Origin of the sequence: Microcystis sp. M079S1 (assembly GCF_020246425.1) — a bacterium.
Lineage (GTDB): Bacteria > Cyanobacteriota > Cyanobacteriia > Cyanobacteriales > Microcystaceae > Microcystis > Microcystis aeruginosa.
The window spans coordinates 1-19,339 of sequence record NZ_JADBSZ010000339.1 but is presented as its reverse complement, the minus strand read 5'-3'; the positions used below and the strand labels follow the sequence as shown (position 1 = coordinate 19,339).

Sequence of the window (19,339 nt, the reverse complement as noted above, 5' to 3'; positions counted from 1 at the left end):
ATTATCACCAAATCTTAATGGTTGAACAACTGTTCCATCACTTATTTAGGGTTGGCGGCAGCAGCGAGCGATCGCTGTTTGAGGATGATTTTTGCTGCTCTAACTCGTTTTCAACCCGGGAATACTCTTGATGCTCCCTAGTTTTTTCTAGTATTTCTCACCCCGTAGCAGGCCGTAAATTTCATCCGTATAGTCATAAAACTGAGCTTGTCGTTTAATTTTATAATTACGATCTAGGGGTAAATTAATTGTTAATTCCCGTTGTATAGTCCCCGGCCTAGCACTCAAAACATAAATACGTTGAGCCAAAAAAACCGCTTCATCCACATCATGGGTAATCATTAAAATACTACACCTAATTTTTTGCCAAATTTCAATTAAATATTCGTGCATTCTTTCTTTGGTTTGTACATCTAAAGCGGCAAAGGGTTCGTCCATTAATAAGACTTTGGGATGACAGGCAAGAGAGCGGGCGATCGCTACCCGTTGTTTCATCCCACCCGATAGTTCTCTAGGATAAGCATTAGCGAATTGAGTTAAACCGACAATATCCAGATAATAACAGGCCACTTCCCAGCATTCTTTTGTCGATAATCCCTGTAGTTTTAAGCCAAATTCAACATTTTTTTGGATCGTCATCCAGGGATAGAGTGTATAATTTTGAAAAACCATGCCGCGATCGGCTCCTGGCCCTGTCACTTCAACACCATCAACGGTAATTTTGCCAGAAGTGGGCAGCTCTAAACCCGCAATCATTCGCAACAAAGTTGATTTTCCCGAACCAGAGGCCCCGACCGCACAGACAAATTCAGCACTTTCAACGTGTAAATTAATATCTTTCAGAGCGACCACAGCACCTCGTTTAGTGGTGAAAATTTTATTGAGTTGAGTAATTTCTAAGTGCATGAAGGTTCTTCTCTTATCATTAAAATAACTTTACTGGTGACAGAATAAACTCTGTTATTGAGTTTTTAAGTTAACGAGTAATTGACCATTTACAAGTCCACTGCAAAAACAAACGAAAACTTAAATCTAGGGCAAAGCCAATAATTCCCAGGACAATTAAACAGGCAAAAATTTCATCGGTTCTCAGAAATTTCTGGGACAATAAAATCCGTTTGCCTAATCCATTATCAGCCGCCACCAATTCCGCTACCACTACCAAATTCCAGGCGGCCGCCATATTAACACGAAAAGTATCGATAACATTAGGAATAATATAGGGAGTAATCACTTTAAATAAAACCTGTTTTCGAGTTCCTCCAAGGGTATAAGTTACTTCGATCAATTCACGGGGAATAAACTTGACCGCATCCATAATCATCAGGGTATTAAAGAAAATTGTCCCGATAAAAATCAGCATAATTTTTGACGTTTCTCCAATACCCAAATAAATAACCAATAGGGGAATAAAAGCAGGAGCGGGCATATAACGTACAACGCCAATGATCGGTTCCATTAAACTACGAATACTCGGAAAAGTTCCCATTAAAATCCCTAGGGGAATAGCAAACAATCCTCCTAAAAAAAAGCCTCCAACTACTCGTAAAAAACTGGTAATAGTATCTTGAATTAAAAAGCCCTGTTCTGCCAATTTTCCTAAGGCCTGAATAACGGCTAAAGGAGAAGGCAAAAATACGGATTCAATGCCCGCAAAACTAGAGATTAGTAACCAGAAAATCAGCGGGACAATAATAGAGGAAACCATTAAAGTCCATTTGAGGGATTCGGGAATATCCTCGGTAATCCGCCAAAAAGTGCTTTGAGGAAGCGTTTTATGTGTTGTGGTCATGGGATTTGCCAAAGAAAAGAATAATTTTGATAGCCAATATCACCCAGTTATCAAACAATTCTTGTAGTCAATGATCGAGGGACTAATTAGGGTTTTTTGTCTTGATTTGCCAACGCCTTGACAAATTGGGCATCTAGAATGGTTGTTAGATCGGGGACTTTTTTAATAAAGCCAACTTCCATCATAAAATCAGCCATTTTTTGAGCGGCAAAGGGCATATTTTTCATGGTTTTACCAGGACTAAAGGCTTCTAGGTTTTCTTCTAAGGTGAAAAACTTCGTTCCCTCTTTATATAAGGCCAATTCTTCTGTGCTAATGCCGGCACGCTTGGCCATAATCTCATCGGCTTTTTGGGGATTTTTAGTCATAAACTCTCGAACCTCAAACCAGGTTTTTACTAGAGCCTGAACCTGTTCTGGTTTTTCTTTTACCAATTTGGCACTGACAACTAACAAATCAGGAATAGCACCGGGAAAAGCTTGAGAACTAATTAATTCTTTAGAACCTTTTCGTTTAAGGGCTGTTGACCAAAAAGGTGGAAAAGCACCAACTGCATCTACTTTTCCCGATGCAAAAGCGGCAGCAGCAGCCCCTGTTTCCATGGGGACAATTTGCACATCTTTACGGCTCATTCCTTCTTTTTCTAGGGCTAAACTGAGGAGAAAGTCACCGACAACGCCTTCTTCGACAGCAACTTTTTTGCCTTTTAAATCTTGAATAGTTTTAATCTCTTCTGTGACAATAATTTTATCATTTCCTGACGAATTATCATTGACTAAAACAGCAACTTGACCATTCACTGCATCTCCCGCAAAAGCGATTGTATCGTTGAGAGTTTGACTATTTCCATCTAATTGTCCGGCGGCCAAAGCTTGTAAGGATTCAAGATAACCATCAAACCATTTCATTTGAACATTAGCCCCATTTTTAGCAAATAATCCCTCTTCTTCAGCGATCGCCCAGGGCCACCAACCGGCCCAGTTACTATAACCGATGACAATGGGGGCAGTATTACTCAGAGAACTACTTGCATTGGGGGTTTGCTGAGGAGCTTGATTGCAACTAACGGTCAGGAGTAAGCTACTAAAAAAAACGAGAAGTAAGGAGAAAAAATTGCGCCGTTTCATAGGTAATAGCCTTTAGAGATGACAGCTAGTAAAACAGAAATAAATCTCAAAAACTGTTACTGATTAACAATTCAAGAACCTAGTCCTATTGACTTGGCTTTTTAGCCAATTTAACCACTCTTCTAAACCTTCTCCTGTTTGAGCAGAAAGAGCGATAATCTTTACATCGGGATTCATAGAGCGAACATTTGCCTCTAAACGTTTTAAATCAATCTCTAAATAAGGAGCCAGATCTAATTTGGTAATAATCAGACAATCCGCTTCTTGAAACATAATTGGATATTTGAGGGGTTTATCTTCTCCTTCAGTAATACTTAATAGAGCAACTTTAGCGTGTTCCCCTACCTCAAATTCGGCGGGACAAACTAAATTTCCCACATTTTCCACCAACAATAAATCAAACTCTTTGGGGTTATAATCTTCTTTGAAACGATGAATTCCTCCAGCTACCATTTTGGAATCTAAGTGACAGGAGCGACCCGTATTAATGGCAATCACGGGAACTCCATATTGTCTCAGGCGCTCTGCATCTAGTTCTGTAGTCATATCGCCTTCAATAACAGCCATTTTTAATTGATCTTTTAAGGCTGCGAGGGTTTTTTCCAATAATACAGTTTTACCCGCACCGGGACTACTCATCAGGTTTAAACAGGTAATGCCCCACTCGTCAAAATGTTCCCGGTTGTGATCGGCTCCTGCTTGATTGGCATGAAGTAGATTAATTTCTAGGGCCGCGTCAAAAGTTTGGTGCATTTTAGTTGAGAATGAATAATTGATCATCGAACTTGTAGAAGCGATCGCCCAACTTTGTTTAAGAAACTAAAGAATATTCAATGTGGTCAATTTTTAACTCTCGACCTGAACGAATATCCTCCATCGGTGATCGACAAGTTGGGCAGGAATATTGCTGGCCAATTTGGGGTTGATAATCTTTTTGGCAGCAATGACAATAAGCAATTAGGGGAATATTTTTAATAGCTAATTCCACGCCGGCAAGAAAAGTATTGGCAGTTTGAACTTCAAAGGCAAATTGTAAACTGACCGGTTCAACACAGGTAAATTCACCAACCATGAGATGAATTTTTTCAATTTTGAGCTTTTCAGGTTGGCTATCATACCAATCTCGAACTGTCATAATTAACGCCTTGGTCATATCAGTTTCGTGCATAGGAAATTACTGCCAGGGTTCGTCAACGGCCAGATTGGCTTCAGGATGAATATAATAGGGCTTTTCTTTACGGGGTAATTGACCTGAAATAACCAGATGGGCCATGGCATCACAAATAACACGGGTAGCCATCAAAGAGGTCATATCACTAATATCGTAGGGAGGGGAAACTTCCACCACTTCCATACCACAAATGGGAGCTTTTTGGATAATTTTACCTAATAAAGCTAAGGCTTCACGGGGTAATAAACCGCCAGGTTCTGGCCAACCCGTGCCGGGGACAAAACCAGCATCAATGCAATCAATATCAAAACTAATCCAAACGCAATCCGTACCATCTAAAGCTCGTTCTAAGGCAAATTCGGCGGCCGCATCAATGCCTCGTTCCACAATGTCGGTGACGGTCAAAATATTAGTGGCCCGCTCGCGGCAAACTTTAACACCTTGACGGGGAACTTGCCAACCACCAATCCCTAATTGGACGAGATTTTTAGCAGGAGCATTTTTCATATTGGTGGCATGAAACCAGGGGCAAGTGTGCATCCGTTCATCTAAATCCGTTTCCTGGGTATCCACATGGCGATCAAAGTGAATAATACCGACTTTTTTATCCCCTAAATGCCGACAAATACCCCGCACCGTCGGAAAACCAATGGAATGATCACCCCCTAAAATAATCGGCAAGGCGCCGGAACTAAAGACATGGGCAACCCCCTTAGAGATTTGATCGAAGGACTTTTCATTATTAGCAGGAATGGTGAAAATATCCCCCAAATCACAGAGCGTAATTTGTTCGCGCAGATCTACTCCTAATTCAAAATTGTAGGGCGTATAAAGGGCCGAAATCCGCCGAATTCCCTGGGGTCCAAAACGAGTTCCGGGTCGGTAAGTTGTCCCCGAATCATGGGGAACACCGACGATGGCCACATCATAATTGCCCACATTCCGCACATCTTCCAAATAGGGGGCCTTCATAAAGGTGTTAATTCCCGCATAGTGGGGTAACTCACCCCTGGAAAAGGTGGGAATACTGCGATCGCGAATACTATCGGCCGCCTCTAAACCGTAGGTTAACCCCTGAGAAACTTCCTGTTGCCAACCGGTTAGGGGCAAATGGCGTTCTTTTTCTAGGGCCTGTTGAGCTTCAGTTACATGAGGGGGTTGAAAAGTAGATTCCTCGGACATCATTTTACCTCAAAATACAATAACCCGGGAGTCTTCAAAGACACTGCCTCAAAACAGTTATCCTTAAAGTCTCCCGGGCTTTTATCCCGCCGTGTAGCCAGCTTAGATGGAAAAAATTTTTGATCCGCTCGTTTAAGACTAGCTTGCTCCTCTCGGACCTGACATTTAAAGAAGTTTAAATCGGAACCCTAGAAGCAATTTCTTTGACCTTAGACGATGTCAATCCCAAAAACAGTATCACAGACTACAGAAAGCTGATTTTTCCCGCTTAAATATGGTTTGCTGAATAATTTTGTTGGTGGGGGCAGGGTGTGGGCTGTAGGGTTTTACCAGTTTTCAGGTGGTCAACTACCTAATTTTCAGGGAAAAAGTGCCTAAATTTTGGCGTTGTCAGATCAGAATATGAAGAATGAATTGCGACACAACGAAAGCCTTGCTCTTAAAGCGTTGTCAAGTCTGCTCTGACGCGCCATAAATAAACTTGACAACGCCGGTCATTTTTGGTAAGTTATGGCGTAATTGCAAGCTCAACAATATTTTTTAGGAGGCGTTTATTTGTGACATTAGCAAAACTAATCAAAAACTCCGTTGGGGGGGGGGATAATACTTATCAGTCTCTCCATCGCCAGTGGAGTACAAGCGGCAACTATTACAATTCCAGTGACCGTTAACAGCAAAGCTGCTCCTTGGCTCTGGAATAATACGACTCTGAATACAGCTTATCAATATGGAGTGAACGATAACATAGCTCCAAGTACAATCAATAGCAGTTCTGGGTTAGATTTTGCCGCTGGAAATGCTCTGACAATTAATTATCTCAACGGGGAGACCAGTGCTTTTGGAGTTCCTCCTCAAGTGGATGCAAAAGGTTATTTCGGCTCTCCATTTACATACATCACAAATGGCTTTGGGGGGAGTAGCGGATTAGGGTTTCCCAGCAAATATATGACGGCTGATTGGGATACTTACCTAAATCAGCTAGTAGGTACGTTTGCTGATGCAACTGGAGCCATCATCGGTACACCTTTTGCTATTGGGTTAGGACGTACAGTTTCCATTCCAGTGGGTGCAACTCAACTTCAATTAGGAATTAACGACGATATCTTCGCCGATAATACAGGGGAATTAAACCTTACCGTCTCCCAATCTGTATCCGTTCCCGAACCTAGCACAATTTTCGGCTTAGGTGTATTAGGATTTGGTGCTTTCTTGAAGCACAACCTAGCTAAATCTAACAAGTCAAATAAACAGGACAACTAAACGGGTTAAATTTTGGGCGCAAGCATCTCGACCCTACCATTGGCGCGATAATATTATTGTAGTGGCGGATTGCATTCGCCCCTAATAACTTCTGCTGCTCACCAATATGTGAGAGAAGATCACAAATACGAGATGCAGCCTACGCCCTTTCTTATCACCATAACTCCGGCAAGCAGAATTAAGATGAGTTAGAGTTTAAATGCTTGGGAAAATAGGGCTTGTAGGCGCAAGGATTTTCCATTATGAATATAATATCATGTCAAGGGGCTTTTGTCAAGAGAAATTTTGACAACATCCAGAAAAACGTAGCCTATTGTAGGGCTAATTCATGAATTAGCCCTACACCTATTACCTAGTGATAAGTAAAACGTAGGGTGCGTTAGACGGCAAAAATTTATGCTTTGACTTAAAGCCAACAATCCGTCGTAACGCACCACCAATCTTCGACTATGATTGAATTAATCACTGATAACTGATTACTGATGACTGATAAAGCTATGACACTCAAAGAACAACTAATTAAAGAAATCGAGCAGACACCTGACACCCTTTTGACTCAATTACTTGACTTTTTGCTCTTTATCAAAGAACGACATACTGCAATAGAAATTACAGAAGAAGAGCAGGCTAACATAATCGCTTCTGAATCAGCTTATCAAGCAGGAGACTATCTAACCCTCGAAGAATATGAGGCAACTCAAGCGTGAACTACAGAGTTATTATTCCGAAACCCGTTCAAAAACAACTAAACAACTTACCCAAACAACAACGCGAACGCTTAATTACTGCCATTAGACTACTTACCGATACACCTCGTCCTAGCGGAGTCAAGAAACTCAAAGGATATGATGACACCTACCGAATTAGAATAGGGGATTATCGCATCATTTACAAAATTCAAGATAAAGAAATGCTTATTATCATATTGAGTAGTATTCATCGAAAAGATGCTTATTGAACCTCTCAGTAGGTGGGTGTAATTAAATATAAGATGAACGTAGGTTGGGTTGAAGCATGAAACCCAACGCCCTTATGGTATAATCATTTGATGGACTATAATTGAATTAATAACTGATAACTGATCAAGCTATGACACTCAAAGAAGAACTTATTAAAGAAATTGAAACAACTCCCATTTCTTTGCTACCAGAAATCCTGCATTTTGTCCAATCTATAAAAACAAAACATCCAGACGTTGACTTTATGGAATTTGCTGGTATGGCAGCAGATATAGAAAATACTATGCAAGAGATTGTCGAAGAAGCAGAAGCTAATCGTCAACTCGATTTAAGACAGATAAATGACTTATGAAACAAGCATTACTTGATACCAATATCCTCTCTTATTTTTTACGAGGTAATCCCGCAGTAATTGAACAATTCCGCATCTATCGACAACAATATACCTATATATCGTTTTCAATCTTTACCTATTACGAGATTAAAAGTGGCTTATTGTATAAAGATGCACGAAATCAACAACAACAATTTGAACGTCTTGCAGAAGTCAGTGAAGTAATTGCTTATGATCGTGAAATTAGTGATATAGCTACTCAAATATACGTTAATCTTAGAATAAAAGGACAACTAATTACCCAGATTGATTTGTTTATTGCTGCGACTGCTATTTATTGCAATTATACTCTGATTACAGCTAACATTAAGCATTTTCAAAATATTCCCAATCTTAGTTATGAAAATTGGTATCTCTCAACAACCTAGCACCATTGTACGATTGCCAAGGCAGGTACAAGGTACACAGAAGTGGAACCTCTCTATCGAGAAGCGATTAAGATTGCTACCCAAGTATTAGGAGACAATCATCCCGATAGCCAAACAATTATGGAGAACTATAAAACTATGTTGTCGCAACTCCGGCAAGCAGAATCAGGATGAGTTAGAGTTTAAATGCTTGGGAAAATAGGGTTCGCAGGCGCAGGGCTTTCCCATTATGAATATAATATCATGTCAAGGGGCTTTTGTCAAGAGAAAATTTTTTTGACCCGGAAGGAATTCAACCTAGATAAAAACTGAGGATCAGAGCCACTAAAAAGGTCATTAACAGCCATAAAATTCCGCAATAAAGGACGATTTTAGCACGGAAAGCTGATAGGAGGAGGATAAAAGCTTTAATATCAATGAGGGAAGCGACCAGTAAAAAAGCTAGAGTGGAACCCACGGACAGATTAGTAATTAAAGAACCGGGGACAAAAGTGCTAAGACTGGCATTAACAGCGAGGGTGAAACCAAAGAACAACTGCACGAGAATTTGAGTAACGGGAGTATTCCCCCAGGCAATTAATTGACTCTGAGGTAATAATAGCTGAAAGACACTAGCGATCGCACAGCCAATGATTAATAATCCCCCTAATTCCAGTGCTTCATCGATAAAGTTATCGAGAAATAGCTGCAGAGAAATTGGCCAAGCTTGCCTATCTCTAGTTTTATACTCATAAACAAGATTGCCGACTCTTTGTAGGGGTTGACTGGCTGCTTCCTCCGGTAAAAAACTCCCGGAAAGAACTAAACTCGATTCTAGGGGAATTTCGCTATCGGTGCGGGGTTTTTCCCGGTAGAAACTAAAGAGAGTGCCGATAAAAATTGCCATTAACCACACCGAAAGCGATCGATAGAAGAAAATACTAGAATAGCTGAAAGTCTGCCAAGTTAGCCAAAGAGTGACGATATTTAGGGTAGGTGCAGCGGTGAGAAAGCTAAACACCACCCCTGGGGGTACTCCCTCTAATAAGAATCTTCTAGCGACGGGAATCGTGCCGTATTGTCCGACCGGTAGGATTAATCCGATGGCACTGCCAACGATCGCTCCTAACAGTCGATTACGGGGAAATATCGCCGCTAATCGCTGTTTATTGACGAAAACCAGCAAAAAACTGGAAACGGCCGTCCCGAAAAGTAAAAAGGGAAGCGAGGTCAAGACTAAACTAAGAAAAAAAGTAACAGCGATAGAAATTTGATTCATGAATAGGGTTCAAGATCGGAAGCTATCCTACAAAATAGCAGATAAGGTAAAAAGTAAGTAGTCGTGCCAAATTAATTTCTTGGTTAGGATAGGCACTCATGCAAAAGGCACTCATGCAAAAGGCACTCATGCAAGATGCAACAATAGGTTAGTTTGTTGAAATCAAAAATTAAAAAGAACGTAAAGCGATTAATTGTGCCTCAGCTTTATGAAGGGATTCTAACCATTCTTTTTCGGGATCACTATCGGCAACTATTCCCGCTCCCACCTGTCCCCAAACGGTGTTTAAATTCCCTTGAGTAGTCATTAATAGGGTACGGATGAGAATATTCAAATCTAAATGACCCCGTAGGTCAATATAGCCACAGGAACCATAGAATAAATTGCGTCGCACTGGTTCCAATTCTTCGATAATTTCTAGACAGCGAACTTTCGGGCAACCGGTAATTGTTCCCCCCGGGAAAAGAGCTTTAATTAAATCAATAGCATGATACTTTTTATCTAATTTTCCTTGAACATTACTGACCAAGTGCATAACGTGACTATAACGCTCGATCGTCAGTAATTCATCAACATCAACCGATCCCCATTCACAAACTCTACCCAGATCATTACGTTCTAGATCCACTAGCATAATATGCTCGGCGCGTTCTTTTTTATTAGTTAATAGTTCCTCGGCCAATTGTCGATCGAGTGCCTCGGTTTTACCCCGGGGACGAGTTCCAGCGATCGGTCTAGTGCTGGCTATTCCTCTTTCTAATTTCACCAATCTTTCGGGAGAACAACTAATCATTTCGCCCCAAGGAGTGCGCCAATAACTGGCAAAAGGAGAAGGGTTAATCTGTTGTAAACTGCGATAAATTTGCCATCCTTTTGCCCTAGTTGTGCTTTGAAATCTTAGGGATAAATTTGCTTGAAAAATATCACCTTTTCTGATATGATCTAGGGCTTTTTTAACAGCTTTTTCGTAGTCGAGTTGAGAAGTATAAAAGATTAAGGGAGAGGGACGAGGATCGATAAACTCAAAATCGGGGTTAGTGGTTAAAGATTGTTCGTATTTATCTAAATCTTCGGGTTTGCTGGCAGCTAACCAGAGAATTTGTGCTTGGTGATCGAGAATGGCAAAACTATCCGGTTCATACCAATAAGCGACGGGAAAAGGGAGAGTATCAGCTTTCCTGTCGGGTAATTTTTCTATTTCCCAAGCTAAATCGTAGCCTAACCACCCCAACCAACCGCCATGGAAGGGAAGATGATCGGGAAGAACATCAGATCGGGTTTGGGGGAGTAAACTGCTTAAAAAGGGCAAAATTTCCCCTAGTGCGGGGGTCCAAAGCTGACGCGGGGAACCAGCACAAAGAGAGTAACGGGAGAGGGAATTACCCGGATAGGGACTTTCTAGTAAAGTAGCGATCGCATCTTGGGAGAATAAGCAGGCAAAAACCTCGGAACCGGTGCGCTGATGCAGAGGAAGCGATCGCCAATGCCATGCTAAAGGTTTTTGCATCTAAAATTGCGGGCCAAAATAGCTGTGAAATTGGGTATAACTAGGGGTTTGGTGTTAGTTGTGGGGTAGTTGATTTTTCCTATCTGCTAACACCTATTCGCTTAGTCCTAAATGTTTGCTTCCTCCTAATTATCCCCGATAATCGAGGTCAATTTCTTTAGAACCGCCGCGCTGTAATTGGCCTAATAATTCCCCTAACTGACTCCAAACCAAACCACCGATAAAGATAGTCATCGGGAGAGAGATAGCGTAGGCAACCCAACCATTGAGAATAAATATATCTAATCCCGAGGCAAGGAAAAGACAGATTCCTACACAAATACCGATAAAAGGAATTTGTAAGGAACTAGATTTTAAAAGATTTTGATCGTCTGAACCCTTATTTTTATACCAATTGTTAACCACTTGCTTGAGACTAGCTTCAAAAGCGGCCCCGCAGGTAATACCGATAAATAAACCGGCAAAAACTAGAAAATAGGGCGGTTGGGGCAGAAAATAATAATCCATAGAAAAAGTGATTAACCGATGTTGACCTTAAACACTTTAACGCGAACTGGTTTCTCGCGGAAGGACAGCGGCCACACCTTGGGACGATAATTCCCGAAAAGCGCTCATGGCCACATCCAAGAGTCGCCGCGGTTGCAATTCTCCTTGAATTAAACCCCAGAGACGTTGCACTTCGGCAGTATGGAGACGGTCATCTTCCGTTAAAGCTAATAGCAATTGACGACGCAGATAACGACCTTCTTCCGAGAGAAGAAAAGTGATGCCTAATTGTGCGGTGGGCAGTAAATCGAAGTTACTTTCCGAGCGAGCCATTGTAATCATGTTTTCTAGGCGTTGCCACTGGAATTTACCGTCTTTGAACAGCACATCCAGTAAACGCCGCCGCAGTTGGGGTGATTCCCCGGTCAGGAGACGTTTAGCAACGTAGGGATAGGCCACTTGGACGATTTTGAAGTTAGGATCGAGGGTGAGGGCTGCCCCTTCTTGGGTGACGAGGGAACGAATAATCAGGGCGAATTTGGCGGGAATCCGGAAGGGATACTCGTACATCAATTCGGAGAAATCATCGGTAATGGTGCGGAAATTGAAGTCACCGACCCTTTGACCGATGGCATTGCCTAAAACTCGTTCTAGCGCTGGAATAATAGGTTTTATATCCGTTTCTGGGGTTAAAAATCCCAGTTTGACAAAGTTGCTGGCCAGGTTTTCGTAGTCTTTGTTAATTAAATCGACGACGCAACTAGCGAGGGTTTCTTTAGTTTCCTCCTCTAACTGGTCCATCATGCCAAAATCGATATAGGCCATGCGACCATCAAAAGTGGCGAAAAGATTACCCGGATGGGGATCAGCGTGAAAAAAGCCGTGTTCGAGGAGTTGCTGTAATCCGGAGGTGACGCCGATTTTAACGATATTATTGGGGTCTAATCCTAAAGCTTTGATGTTCTCGGTATCGGTGAGTTTATAGCCATCAATCCATTCTAGGGTAAGGACGCGGCGACCACTATAACGCCAGTAGATACTGGGAACTTTAACTTCGGGGTTATTTTGGAAGTTGGTGGCGAATTTTTCAGCGTTGCGACCTTCGTTTTGATAGTCGATTTCCTCAAAGAGTTTGGTGCCGAATTCATCGACAATCAGGGTGAGGTCGTGGCCGAGATTGAGGGGTAATAAACGACCGAATTTTTGGGCGGCCCAGCGCATTAGGTATAAATCGAGGCTTAAAAGCGCCCGCAGCCCGGGCCGTTGCACTTTAACGGCTACTTCCTCGCCAGTGGGGAGTATCGCTTTATAAACCTGTCCTAAACTAGCGGCAGCTACCGGGGTGGGGGATATTTCTCGATAGGCTTTTTCTACAGGCATCCCCAATTCTGTCTCGATAATGGCAAAAGCAATGTCGTTATCGAAGGGGGGAAGTTGGTCTTGCAGTTTAACTAATTCGTCTAAAAAGTCTCTGCGAACGAGGTCGGGACGGGTAGAGAGAGCTTGACCGACTTTGATGAAGGTGGGACCCAAACGGGTGAGAATTTGCCTAAGTTCGCTGGCACGCTGGTATTTATTGGCTTCTTCTTGCTTTGTCCATTTGTCCCAGAGGAGACTGAGGAGAAATAATCCTAAAGACCAAATAATCACGAAAGCGCGACCGAACAATTGCCAAGGTTTGTAACGGTATTCTTGAGCGATCGCTGCTGCACTGTAAGGAGTGAACTGTGTTTCTTCTCGTTTCCGGTCAGTTTGACTGTCTTGATGCCGACTCACTAGCTAATCTCTATATATCTTACGCCACTTCATATTGTAGCTAAGTTCTTGACATCAGTATACAAAACTACACATTATTTAATAATTGTTATAATTCCCTGAGAAATTATAAGTATTTATAACTAGACTGCTGGGGAAATTCTCGGCTAGTGGATGTCCTCAAGTACCTGATGGATATTTTCAACAAGCTGTTCTATAAAGTTAACGGCATCATTAACCATATTTTCATCGATATTCCAGCGACTGCCAATGCCATAACTCGGGTCTATATCAGCTTCATGGGCGATTTTGTTCCTTCGCTCAACAATTGCGCTAAGTTGGTTTTTAATATCTTTAGCTGGTTTATTTAGTTTGCTGGCCACTTCTTTCCACAATTCCTTGGCTGAAATTAGTCTAATGGCATCCGCTATCTTGTTCGGTTGTTGATAGCTTTCATAGCTGAGTTTTTCTCTAATTTCAGCTTCTAGCCAATGATTACTATTAAGTTTGTTGGTGAGAAGATTTTCAATCATTGGTAGTACCTCGGAAATTGAGCGAGATTCTTGACCAAAAAAAGAACCGTAGTTTTGTTGAATTTCGTTCTCTAACCAAGAGCCAATACTAATAGCTATCAATCGTTCTTGTCGTGCGCCATTCAAGGAGACTTTAAAACGAGAAAAGGCAGATTGAGAACTGTTAGGAGTGGGAGAAGGTTCTGAACGTTGGCCTCGATAAATTTCTAGCATTCCTAGAGTAACCACTTCGTGAATATAATAATCTAAAGCGCTCACAGTCAGGACTAAAGCCGCTCTGAGGATATCCGAGGCATCTAGGGCGGGAGTAGTCTGAGATTTGAGGGAATTGTGGATAGCGATCAAGTCACGAACGCGGGTAATACTAAGGCGAAATTGTTCAATTGCTAACTGCATAAATCTCGGAGGTAAGACCGATAACTTTGTCTGCTAAGTCAGAAAAAATATCTTTAAATTTTTGTTGTTTTTCTTGGGCTTGCTCTAACACTGTACCTTGCCATCCTAATTGTTCAGCAGTTAGCGCAAAAACGGGCGTTTGATGCTCTTGAGATAAGGCAATAAGACTATTAAAATCAGGTATTTTTACTAGAGTACAGCAAGCTGGTACACCATTCTGATCGTAGATAAATTTCGGTAGCATCATGCCAGTTCTTTCTAAAGCTGGAATCATTTTATTGCCGATATTTTCCTCGATTGTGTTAATCCAGTTTTGAAAAGCTTTTGTTTCTTGTCCACCTATGATTCGATATTTCTGAACAATAGTTCCCAAAAAATGTAGGTCAACTTCGGGAAAGGGATAGTTGGCTGTTTTGAGAATTGGTAAAGCACTAGCTGCCTTAGCCCATTGGTGCCACTTAGGCAAGATTTTAGCTAAAGAATCGATAGCCATAACCGAGAAAAAATCCGGCGTGGTTGGCACAATAAAAAAGTTACTGGTCATCAGTATATTTTGATTTATTGACCCCAAACTGGGACTCATATCGATTAAAATATAGTCAGCTTGAAATCTTTCGGCAGTTTTGTCTAATAAATATGTAATCGCACCGGGGAGATTTTTTAAAGCCTGAATTGACCCACTAAGTTCTTGAGCAATACCTAGGGTAACTTCATATTCAGCTAACCCCACATGACCGGGCAATAGAAATAAACGATCACGACCATCAATAGGAATACAGTTCACAGCTTCGATTAATCTCGGTTGAGACTCAAAAGCAGGTGCTAAAGCTGTTTTAATATTAGAGTAAGTATTGTAGATGGCTTGTAGTCTTTCCTCCCTATCTTCACTTTCTTTAGCCAAAGCCATACCAGTTAAGTTACATTGGGGATCGGTATCGACAATAATTACTCTTTTGCCCTTCTCAGCAAGCATCCAACCAAGGTTAAAAGTGGTTGTAGTTTTGCTGACTCCACCTTTATGATTAAAAAAAGCTATTTTTTGCACCATGGCATTAATTATATTTGAAGATTGTTGCCCTTGGTCATTATTATAACATCAGTGGGGGTTAAGCAGATTTTGCCATGATTTCTAGGCTAGAATCAGAGTTTCGGATTACTCGTTTTAATGCCTAGCAATTAAGGAAAAATTGCGCCATGGTTTCCACCCTAACCCCCCCACTGGATATTTAAGCAATTTCATCGGGATTAATGCCCAATTCTCGCAGCTTTTGGGCTAATTTTTCCGCCCGTTGTTGTTCTCTTTCTTTGGCTAATCTTTCCTGTTCTTTGGCTAATCTTTCCCGTTCTTTGGCTAATCTTTCCTGTCGGGCCGACTCTTGAGGGGTGGGAACCAATTCACCTGATTCGGTGAAATAGCGCAATTTATTGGCAAAAATCCCTAAATATAATCCCAGTTGCTTACTCCATAAATAACCGTTTTCATTGGGGGTAATCGGTTGATATTGTCCCTCGATTAAAGTGAATCCTTGCCATTCTAAGGTATTGGGATCAAACCAAAAATATTCAGGAGTACGGAAAGTATGCTGATATAGTTCCTTTTTGGCTTTTCTGTCCACATTAGCGGTGGAATCGGAGAGAATTTCGATGATTAGATTGGGATATTTACCCCCTTCTCCCCAGACGACCCAACTTTTTCTGGGACGTTTCTCTGTATCTAAAACCACGAAGAAATCTGGTCCACAAAAATCTCGCTGTTTTAGTTGTCTTTCGTTATAATAAATAGTCAAATTACCCGAGGCATAGTAATCGTTTCTATCTTGCCAGAGCCAATCAAGACAAGATAATAATAAAATAATTTGTTGTAAATGCAGATCACTTTCCAAGGGTGGTTCATCACTCCATAAATCGGTGGGAGGACAGACAATATCGGTAGCAATATCTAGGGTTGTCATCGTTTATAAACCCATTGAGTCAATTTGGGGTGATTCTAGCAACAAGCCACAATCAATACAATTATATTATAAGTCCGATCGTTTTGCTTGTATATAGGGTGTTAGGAGTCGGTTGGGGAAGTCAGAATATCATGACCTCAATCCCCTTGGTTGAAGGACTTATAAAAACCAGAAAAAAGCAACTAAAATAACAGTGAGAGTGGCGGCAAAAATGAGAGCGTATTCAATTTTTTGATTGATAATACCAATAACCATGACTAGGGTAATTGCCAGAAGAAACACACCGATATAGACTAGATTTTGAGAACCTGAATTAACTAAATTATTATTTAAAGTCGGTGTGGGTGTGGGAGTTTGTAGAATTGTTGATGAGAGACTAATCGTAGAGGTAATGAACATAAATATTTATGACTACCATAGAACTAATTTTATACAGTAAACCGGACTGTCATCTTTGCGAAGGGTTGCTAGAAAAACTAGAAAAAATCCGTCAACCGGAGTGGCAGTTAGAAATTAGGGACATTACCAGTCGAGAGGATTGGTTTAACGCTTATCAGTACGAAATCCCCGTTCTCTGTCAAAAACTGGCCACGGGGGAAAAAATCCTCCCTCGTCTTTCCCCCCGGGCAAATGCCGAACAATTAGCCCGTCTTTTAGCCAATAATTTAACCTAGGGGCTAATTACCCAGACTAGGACTAAGGACTGGACTAGGAGAGGGAGAAGACTGGGCGACTGGTTGCGGTTTGGCTGCGGGTTGAGTTTGATACCATTTAAAGTGTTGGTAGGCCGTGCGCGATATTTGTTGAATCAGAGTCCTAGCGTTACTATCATTATGGGGACGTTTGACCATCACTGCTCCTAGATAGCGTTTCCCGTTGGGCATATCAATAATCCCCGCATCCGCTAACATCGAGCCAATATCACCGGTTTTATGGGCAATATCGGCGGATTTCTCGATACCTTGGGGCAGCAGGGTGCGAGTGCGCGTTTCCTGCATAATATTCAATAGACGATCTCGGGAACGTAAACTAAGTAATTCCCCTTGATTAACTTTTCCTAAGATTGTCACCAAATCTCTCGGACTTGTGGTATTAGTTCCTTCCAAGTCTGGTAAAGGGTTATTAATTACCGTACTGGTCAAACCCCAAGCTTGAAAACGCTGATTAAGAGCCTTTTTGCCGCCCATCCGCTTAATTAACATATTAGTAGCGGTATTATCGCTAATTACGTTCATTTTAGTGGCGGTTTCTAGGGCAGTATAGGTTTTATTCAATCCTAGATACTGCATATCCCCAGACCCACTGGCCAGGACATCCTTAGTGGCCACAAGGGTTTCATCGAGACGAATTTTCCCCGCGTCCACATCCTCAAAAAAGGCCACCAGAATCGGGATTTTAATCGTACTAGCGGCAGCAAAAATAGTATCTCCGCGAAAATTAGCGTAAGCACCGTTATCAAGGTCAATAAATAATGCTCCCGCCTGTAATTTCGGATATTTGACCGCTAAAGCCTGTAATTTCTGATTGAGGCTGCTGATATTTTCGTTGAAAACTAACGTGGTCGGTTTTGGGGTGACGGGTTGGGGAGTCGGGGAATTAGTAGCGGTGGGTTTTGGGTGTAGGGGTAATTTGCTTGGATCCACCACCGTTAAAACCGTACCAGCGATCGCACCTAAACCGACACCAAGGATAGAGAAGCGAAGAACCTGAAGGAGAAAAGAAGCGATTAGGTTGGGTTTACGCTGTTTTTTTGCCTTTTTAAGCGGTAAAGACCTTTTTTGATTGTTTGAGTCCATGGACCTAGGGGACTCAGGGCCAGATTGAACTTTACTAGGACGACGAGTTACTTGACGAGTCACGGTTTTCCTCAAGGGTATCCAGATTTATTATCGGTCGCTAGGAGAATTTTTTTTCTTGCCCTTGAGACTATCAAGACCGAGAAAAAGTTGCCCGATACTTTCAATATGACCGATAATACCCCGCAGCAGGGCTAATTCCTCCACCGTGGGCCGGGCCCGATGATAAAATTGCCGGAATTTCTCCATCCTAGCGGCGGCGGTGTGGGGGTAAAGATAGCCAATTTTGAGCAAAAATCTCTCTAAGTGCTGATAATAGCCTTCTAGAGCCTCAAAAGTGGCATTAGGGGGCGTTTCTAACCGGGGTTCGAGCCTATTTTCCGTCGCCATTTGGTACAGTTCGTAGGAGCAAACCGCCACCGCTTGGGCCAGATTAAGGGAGGAATATTGAGGATTAGCGGGAATACCGACAAAACGCTGGGCGTGGTTCAGTTCGCTGTTACTTAAACCCCGGTCTTCTGGCCCGAAAATTAGGGCCGATTCTAGGTTAGGGGTGAGTAACCAGGGTAAGGCGGTCCGGGGTGTTTCGAGGGGAGTATTCAGGTGACGGGGTTTCGAGGTGGTGGCAATGATGCGATGACAACCCTGCAAAGCTTCCCCCAGGGTGGCTACCTGTGAACAGTTTTCTAGGACTTCAATCCCGTGTACTGCCATGCGTCGCGCTTCTTCTGCAAGGATATCACAGGCGGGATTGACGATAATTAAGCGACTTAAGCCCATATTTCGCATAATTCTGGCAGTGGAACCCACATTTAAGGCTCCTGCAGGTTCAACTAAAATAATTCTCAGGCGATCGAGTGGGGAACTCGGATTATTTTCATCTACACTCATAGATAAGGCGCAGTTTTTGACTTTTTAATTTTAATCATGGCACGTCAGATATCGAAGTCCGATCTTCCCAGTAAAATTTGTCCCGTTTGCGGTTTATCCTTTACTTGGCGCAAAAAGTGGCAAAACTGTTGGCATGAGGTCAAATACTGTTCAGAACGCTGTCGTCGTCGCAAGTCCTCGGTGAATCAGTAGATCTCCTGCAAACAGCAAAAATCTTCCCTTAGGTGAGGAGACAGGAGACGGGAGACAGCTTATCAAGGTCAGATTTGAGTTTTTAGTTCACTGTTTACTGATCCGGTGAAAAAGCGTTCGACTGACGGCTGACGGTTTAGATGGATAATTAATTAAACCTCTTGCATAATTAATTTTTTATGGTTCAAAAACGGCAAAAATAAGGATTAAATGGCATAAAATCTGTAAATAGACCATTTAATTGATTAATGCTCATTTTTAATTCTCCTGACTACTGACTACTGGCTACTGACTCCTAACCCTAACAACGATTTTTGATT

General features: G+C 41.9%; 24 protein-coding genes and 1 riboswitch. Of the genes, 8 read left to right on the top strand and 16 right to left on the bottom strand.

The annotated features are described in order from the left end of the window. Nucleotides 1–147: 147 nt before the first annotated feature. The 6 genes from IM456_RS21870 to IM456_RS21845 all read right to left on the bottom strand — a co-directional run bounded on the left by IM456_RS21870 (nucleotide 148) and on the right by IM456_RS21845 (nucleotide 5,272). Nucleotides 148–906, bottom strand: coding sequence for an ABC transporter ATP-binding protein (locus tag IM456_RS21870; RefSeq protein ID WP_149985311.1), 759 nt, complete (start codon nucleotides 904–906; stop codon nucleotides 148–150). 70 nt (nucleotides 907–976) lie between these two features. Further along, nucleotides 977–1,792 (bottom strand): ABC transporter permease, encoded by an 816-nt coding sequence (locus IM456_RS21865; RefSeq protein ID WP_149985310.1) that lies wholly within the window; start codon nucleotides 1,790–1,792, stop codon nucleotides 977–979. Between the two features lie 86 nt (nucleotides 1,793–1,878). Then, entirely contained in the window at nucleotides 1,879–2,919 is a 1,041-nt protein-coding gene (locus tag IM456_RS21860; RefSeq protein ID WP_287693616.1) for an ABC transporter substrate-binding protein, read from the bottom strand. Nucleotides 2,920–2,982: 63 nt separating this feature from the next. Further along, entirely contained in the window at nucleotides 2,983–3,672 is a 690-nt protein-coding gene (hypB, locus tag IM456_RS21855; protein WP_149985308.1) for a hydrogenase nickel incorporation protein HypB, read from the bottom strand. A gap of 58 nt (nucleotides 3,673–3,730) precedes the next feature. Continuing rightward, entirely contained in the window at nucleotides 3,731–4,087 is a 357-nt protein-coding gene (hypA, locus tag IM456_RS21850) for a hydrogenase maturation nickel metallochaperone HypA (protein ID WP_002798306.1), read from the bottom strand. A gap of 6 nt (nucleotides 4,088–4,093) precedes the next feature. Beyond that, complete coding sequence (locus IM456_RS21845; protein ID WP_002798305.1) at nucleotides 4,094–5,272, bottom strand: agmatinase family protein; 1,179 nt, start codon at nucleotides 5,270–5,272, stop codon at nucleotides 4,094–4,096. Between the two features lie 68 nt (nucleotides 5,273–5,340). Next, a riboswitch (guanidine-I (ykkC/yxkD leader) is annotated at nucleotides 5,341–5,475 on the bottom strand. 457 nt (nucleotides 5,476–5,932) lie between these two features. Between IM456_RS21845 and IM456_RS21840 the strand changes: the two genes are divergently transcribed. The 6 genes from IM456_RS21840 (at nucleotide 5,933) to IM456_RS21815 (ending at nucleotide 8,427) form a co-directional block, all read left to right on the top strand. Further along, a complete protein-coding gene (locus tag IM456_RS21840; RefSeq protein ID WP_287693613.1) occupies nucleotides 5,933–6,532 on the top strand; it encodes a PEP-CTERM sorting domain-containing protein in 600 nt (199 codons plus the stop codon). A 497-nt stretch (nucleotides 6,533–7,029) separates the two neighbouring features. Beyond that, nucleotides 7,030–7,239 carry a DUF2281 domain-containing protein gene (locus IM456_RS21835; RefSeq protein WP_287693629.1) on the top strand — a complete coding sequence of 70 codons (210 nt, stop codon included), beginning with the start codon at nucleotides 7,030–7,032 and terminating at the stop codon, nucleotides 7,237–7,239. After that, a complete protein-coding gene (locus IM456_RS21830) occupies nucleotides 7,236–7,490 on the top strand; it encodes a type II toxin-antitoxin system RelE family toxin (protein WP_287693611.1) in 255 nt (84 codons plus the stop codon). The genes IM456_RS21835 and IM456_RS21830 overlap by 4 nt, the downstream gene beginning before the upstream one ends. Before the next feature lie 131 nt (nucleotides 7,491–7,621). Beyond that, nucleotides 7,622–7,843 (top strand): hypothetical protein, encoded by a 222-nt coding sequence (locus IM456_RS21825; RefSeq protein ID WP_149985306.1) that lies wholly within the window; start codon nucleotides 7,622–7,624, stop codon nucleotides 7,841–7,843. Beyond that, the gene (locus IM456_RS21820; protein WP_287693609.1) at nucleotides 7,840–8,253 is read left to right on the top strand and encodes a type II toxin-antitoxin system VapC family toxin; all 414 of its coding nucleotides are present in this window, start codon (nucleotides 7,840–7,842) and stop codon (nucleotides 8,251–8,253) included. Before IM456_RS21825 ends, IM456_RS21820 begins: the two co-directional genes overlap by 4 nt. A 42-nt stretch (nucleotides 8,254–8,295) precedes the next feature. Further along, nucleotides 8,296–8,427 carry a tetratricopeptide repeat protein gene (locus IM456_RS21815; protein ID WP_253880963.1) on the top strand — a complete coding sequence of 44 codons (132 nt, stop codon included), beginning with the start codon at nucleotides 8,296–8,298 and terminating at the stop codon, nucleotides 8,425–8,427. A 118-nt stretch (nucleotides 8,428–8,545) separates the two neighbouring features. Here IM456_RS21815 and IM456_RS21810 read toward each other — a convergent pair whose 3' ends face one another. The 8 genes from IM456_RS21810 to IM456_RS21775 all read right to left on the bottom strand — a co-directional run bounded on the left by IM456_RS21810 (nucleotide 8,546) and on the right by IM456_RS21775 (nucleotide 16,539). Next, a complete protein-coding gene (locus IM456_RS21810; RefSeq protein ID WP_149985305.1) occupies nucleotides 8,546–9,511 on the bottom strand; it encodes a permease in 966 nt (321 codons plus the stop codon). 169 nt (nucleotides 9,512–9,680) lie between these two features. Beyond that, the gene (locus IM456_RS21805) at nucleotides 9,681–11,018 is read right to left on the bottom strand and encodes an anthranilate synthase component I (protein ID WP_287693605.1); all 1,338 of its coding nucleotides are present in this window, start codon (nucleotides 11,016–11,018) and stop codon (nucleotides 9,681–9,683) included. A 129-nt stretch (nucleotides 11,019–11,147) separates the two neighbouring features. Further along, complete coding sequence (locus tag IM456_RS21800; protein ID WP_002734118.1) at nucleotides 11,148–11,525, bottom strand: hypothetical protein; 378 nt, start codon at nucleotides 11,523–11,525, stop codon at nucleotides 11,148–11,150. A gap of 36 nt (nucleotides 11,526–11,561) precedes the next feature. Continuing rightward, nucleotides 11,562–13,280: an ABC1 kinase family protein gene (locus IM456_RS21795; protein ID WP_149985303.1), complete on the bottom strand. Its 1,719-nt coding sequence runs from the start codon at nucleotides 13,278–13,280 to the stop codon at nucleotides 11,562–11,564. Nucleotides 13,281–13,426: 146 nt separating this feature from the next. After that, nucleotides 13,427–14,188, bottom strand: coding sequence for a HEPN domain-containing protein (locus IM456_RS21790; RefSeq protein WP_287693603.1), 762 nt, complete (start codon nucleotides 14,186–14,188; stop codon nucleotides 13,427–13,429). After that, on the bottom strand, nucleotides 14,172–15,236 hold the full coding sequence (locus IM456_RS21785) for a ParA family protein (protein WP_149985302.1): 1,065 nt from the start codon (nucleotides 15,234–15,236) through the stop codon (nucleotides 14,172–14,174). Before IM456_RS21785 ends, IM456_RS21790 begins: the two co-directional genes overlap by 17 nt. Nucleotides 15,237–15,414: 178 nt before the next feature. Beyond that, nucleotides 15,415–16,140 (bottom strand): Uma2 family endonuclease, encoded by a 726-nt coding sequence (locus IM456_RS21780; protein WP_004162223.1) that lies wholly within the window; start codon nucleotides 16,138–16,140, stop codon nucleotides 15,415–15,417. Between the two features lie 159 nt (nucleotides 16,141–16,299). After that, nucleotides 16,300–16,539, bottom strand: coding sequence for a hypothetical protein (locus IM456_RS21775; RefSeq protein WP_002750530.1), 240 nt, complete (start codon nucleotides 16,537–16,539; stop codon nucleotides 16,300–16,302). 8 nt (nucleotides 16,540–16,547) lie between these two features. Between IM456_RS21775 and IM456_RS21770 the strand changes: the two genes are divergently transcribed. Next, complete coding sequence (locus IM456_RS21770) at nucleotides 16,548–16,814, top strand: glutaredoxin family protein (RefSeq protein ID WP_002750529.1); 267 nt, start codon at nucleotides 16,548–16,550, stop codon at nucleotides 16,812–16,814. 3 nt (nucleotides 16,815–16,817) lie between these two features. Here IM456_RS21770 and IM456_RS21765 read toward each other — a convergent pair whose 3' ends face one another. Together IM456_RS21765 and IM456_RS21760 are read right to left on the bottom strand one after the other, a co-directional pair. Beyond that, entirely contained in the window at nucleotides 16,818–17,999 is a 1,182-nt protein-coding gene (locus tag IM456_RS21765; protein WP_287693599.1) for a serine hydrolase, read from the bottom strand. Nucleotides 18,000–18,026: 27 nt separating this feature from the next. Further along, the gene (locus IM456_RS21760) at nucleotides 18,027–18,827 is read right to left on the bottom strand and encodes an RNA methyltransferase (RefSeq protein ID WP_287693597.1); all 801 of its coding nucleotides are present in this window, start codon (nucleotides 18,825–18,827) and stop codon (nucleotides 18,027–18,029) included. Nucleotides 18,828–18,863: 36 nt separating this feature from the next. On the opposite strand from IM456_RS21760, the gene IM456_RS21755 reads away from it, so the two are divergent. Then, nucleotides 18,864–19,019: a DUF2256 domain-containing protein gene (locus tag IM456_RS21755; protein WP_071825010.1), complete on the top strand. Its 156-nt coding sequence runs from the start codon at nucleotides 18,864–18,866 to the stop codon at nucleotides 19,017–19,019. Nucleotides 19,020–19,339 lie beyond the last annotated feature (320 nt).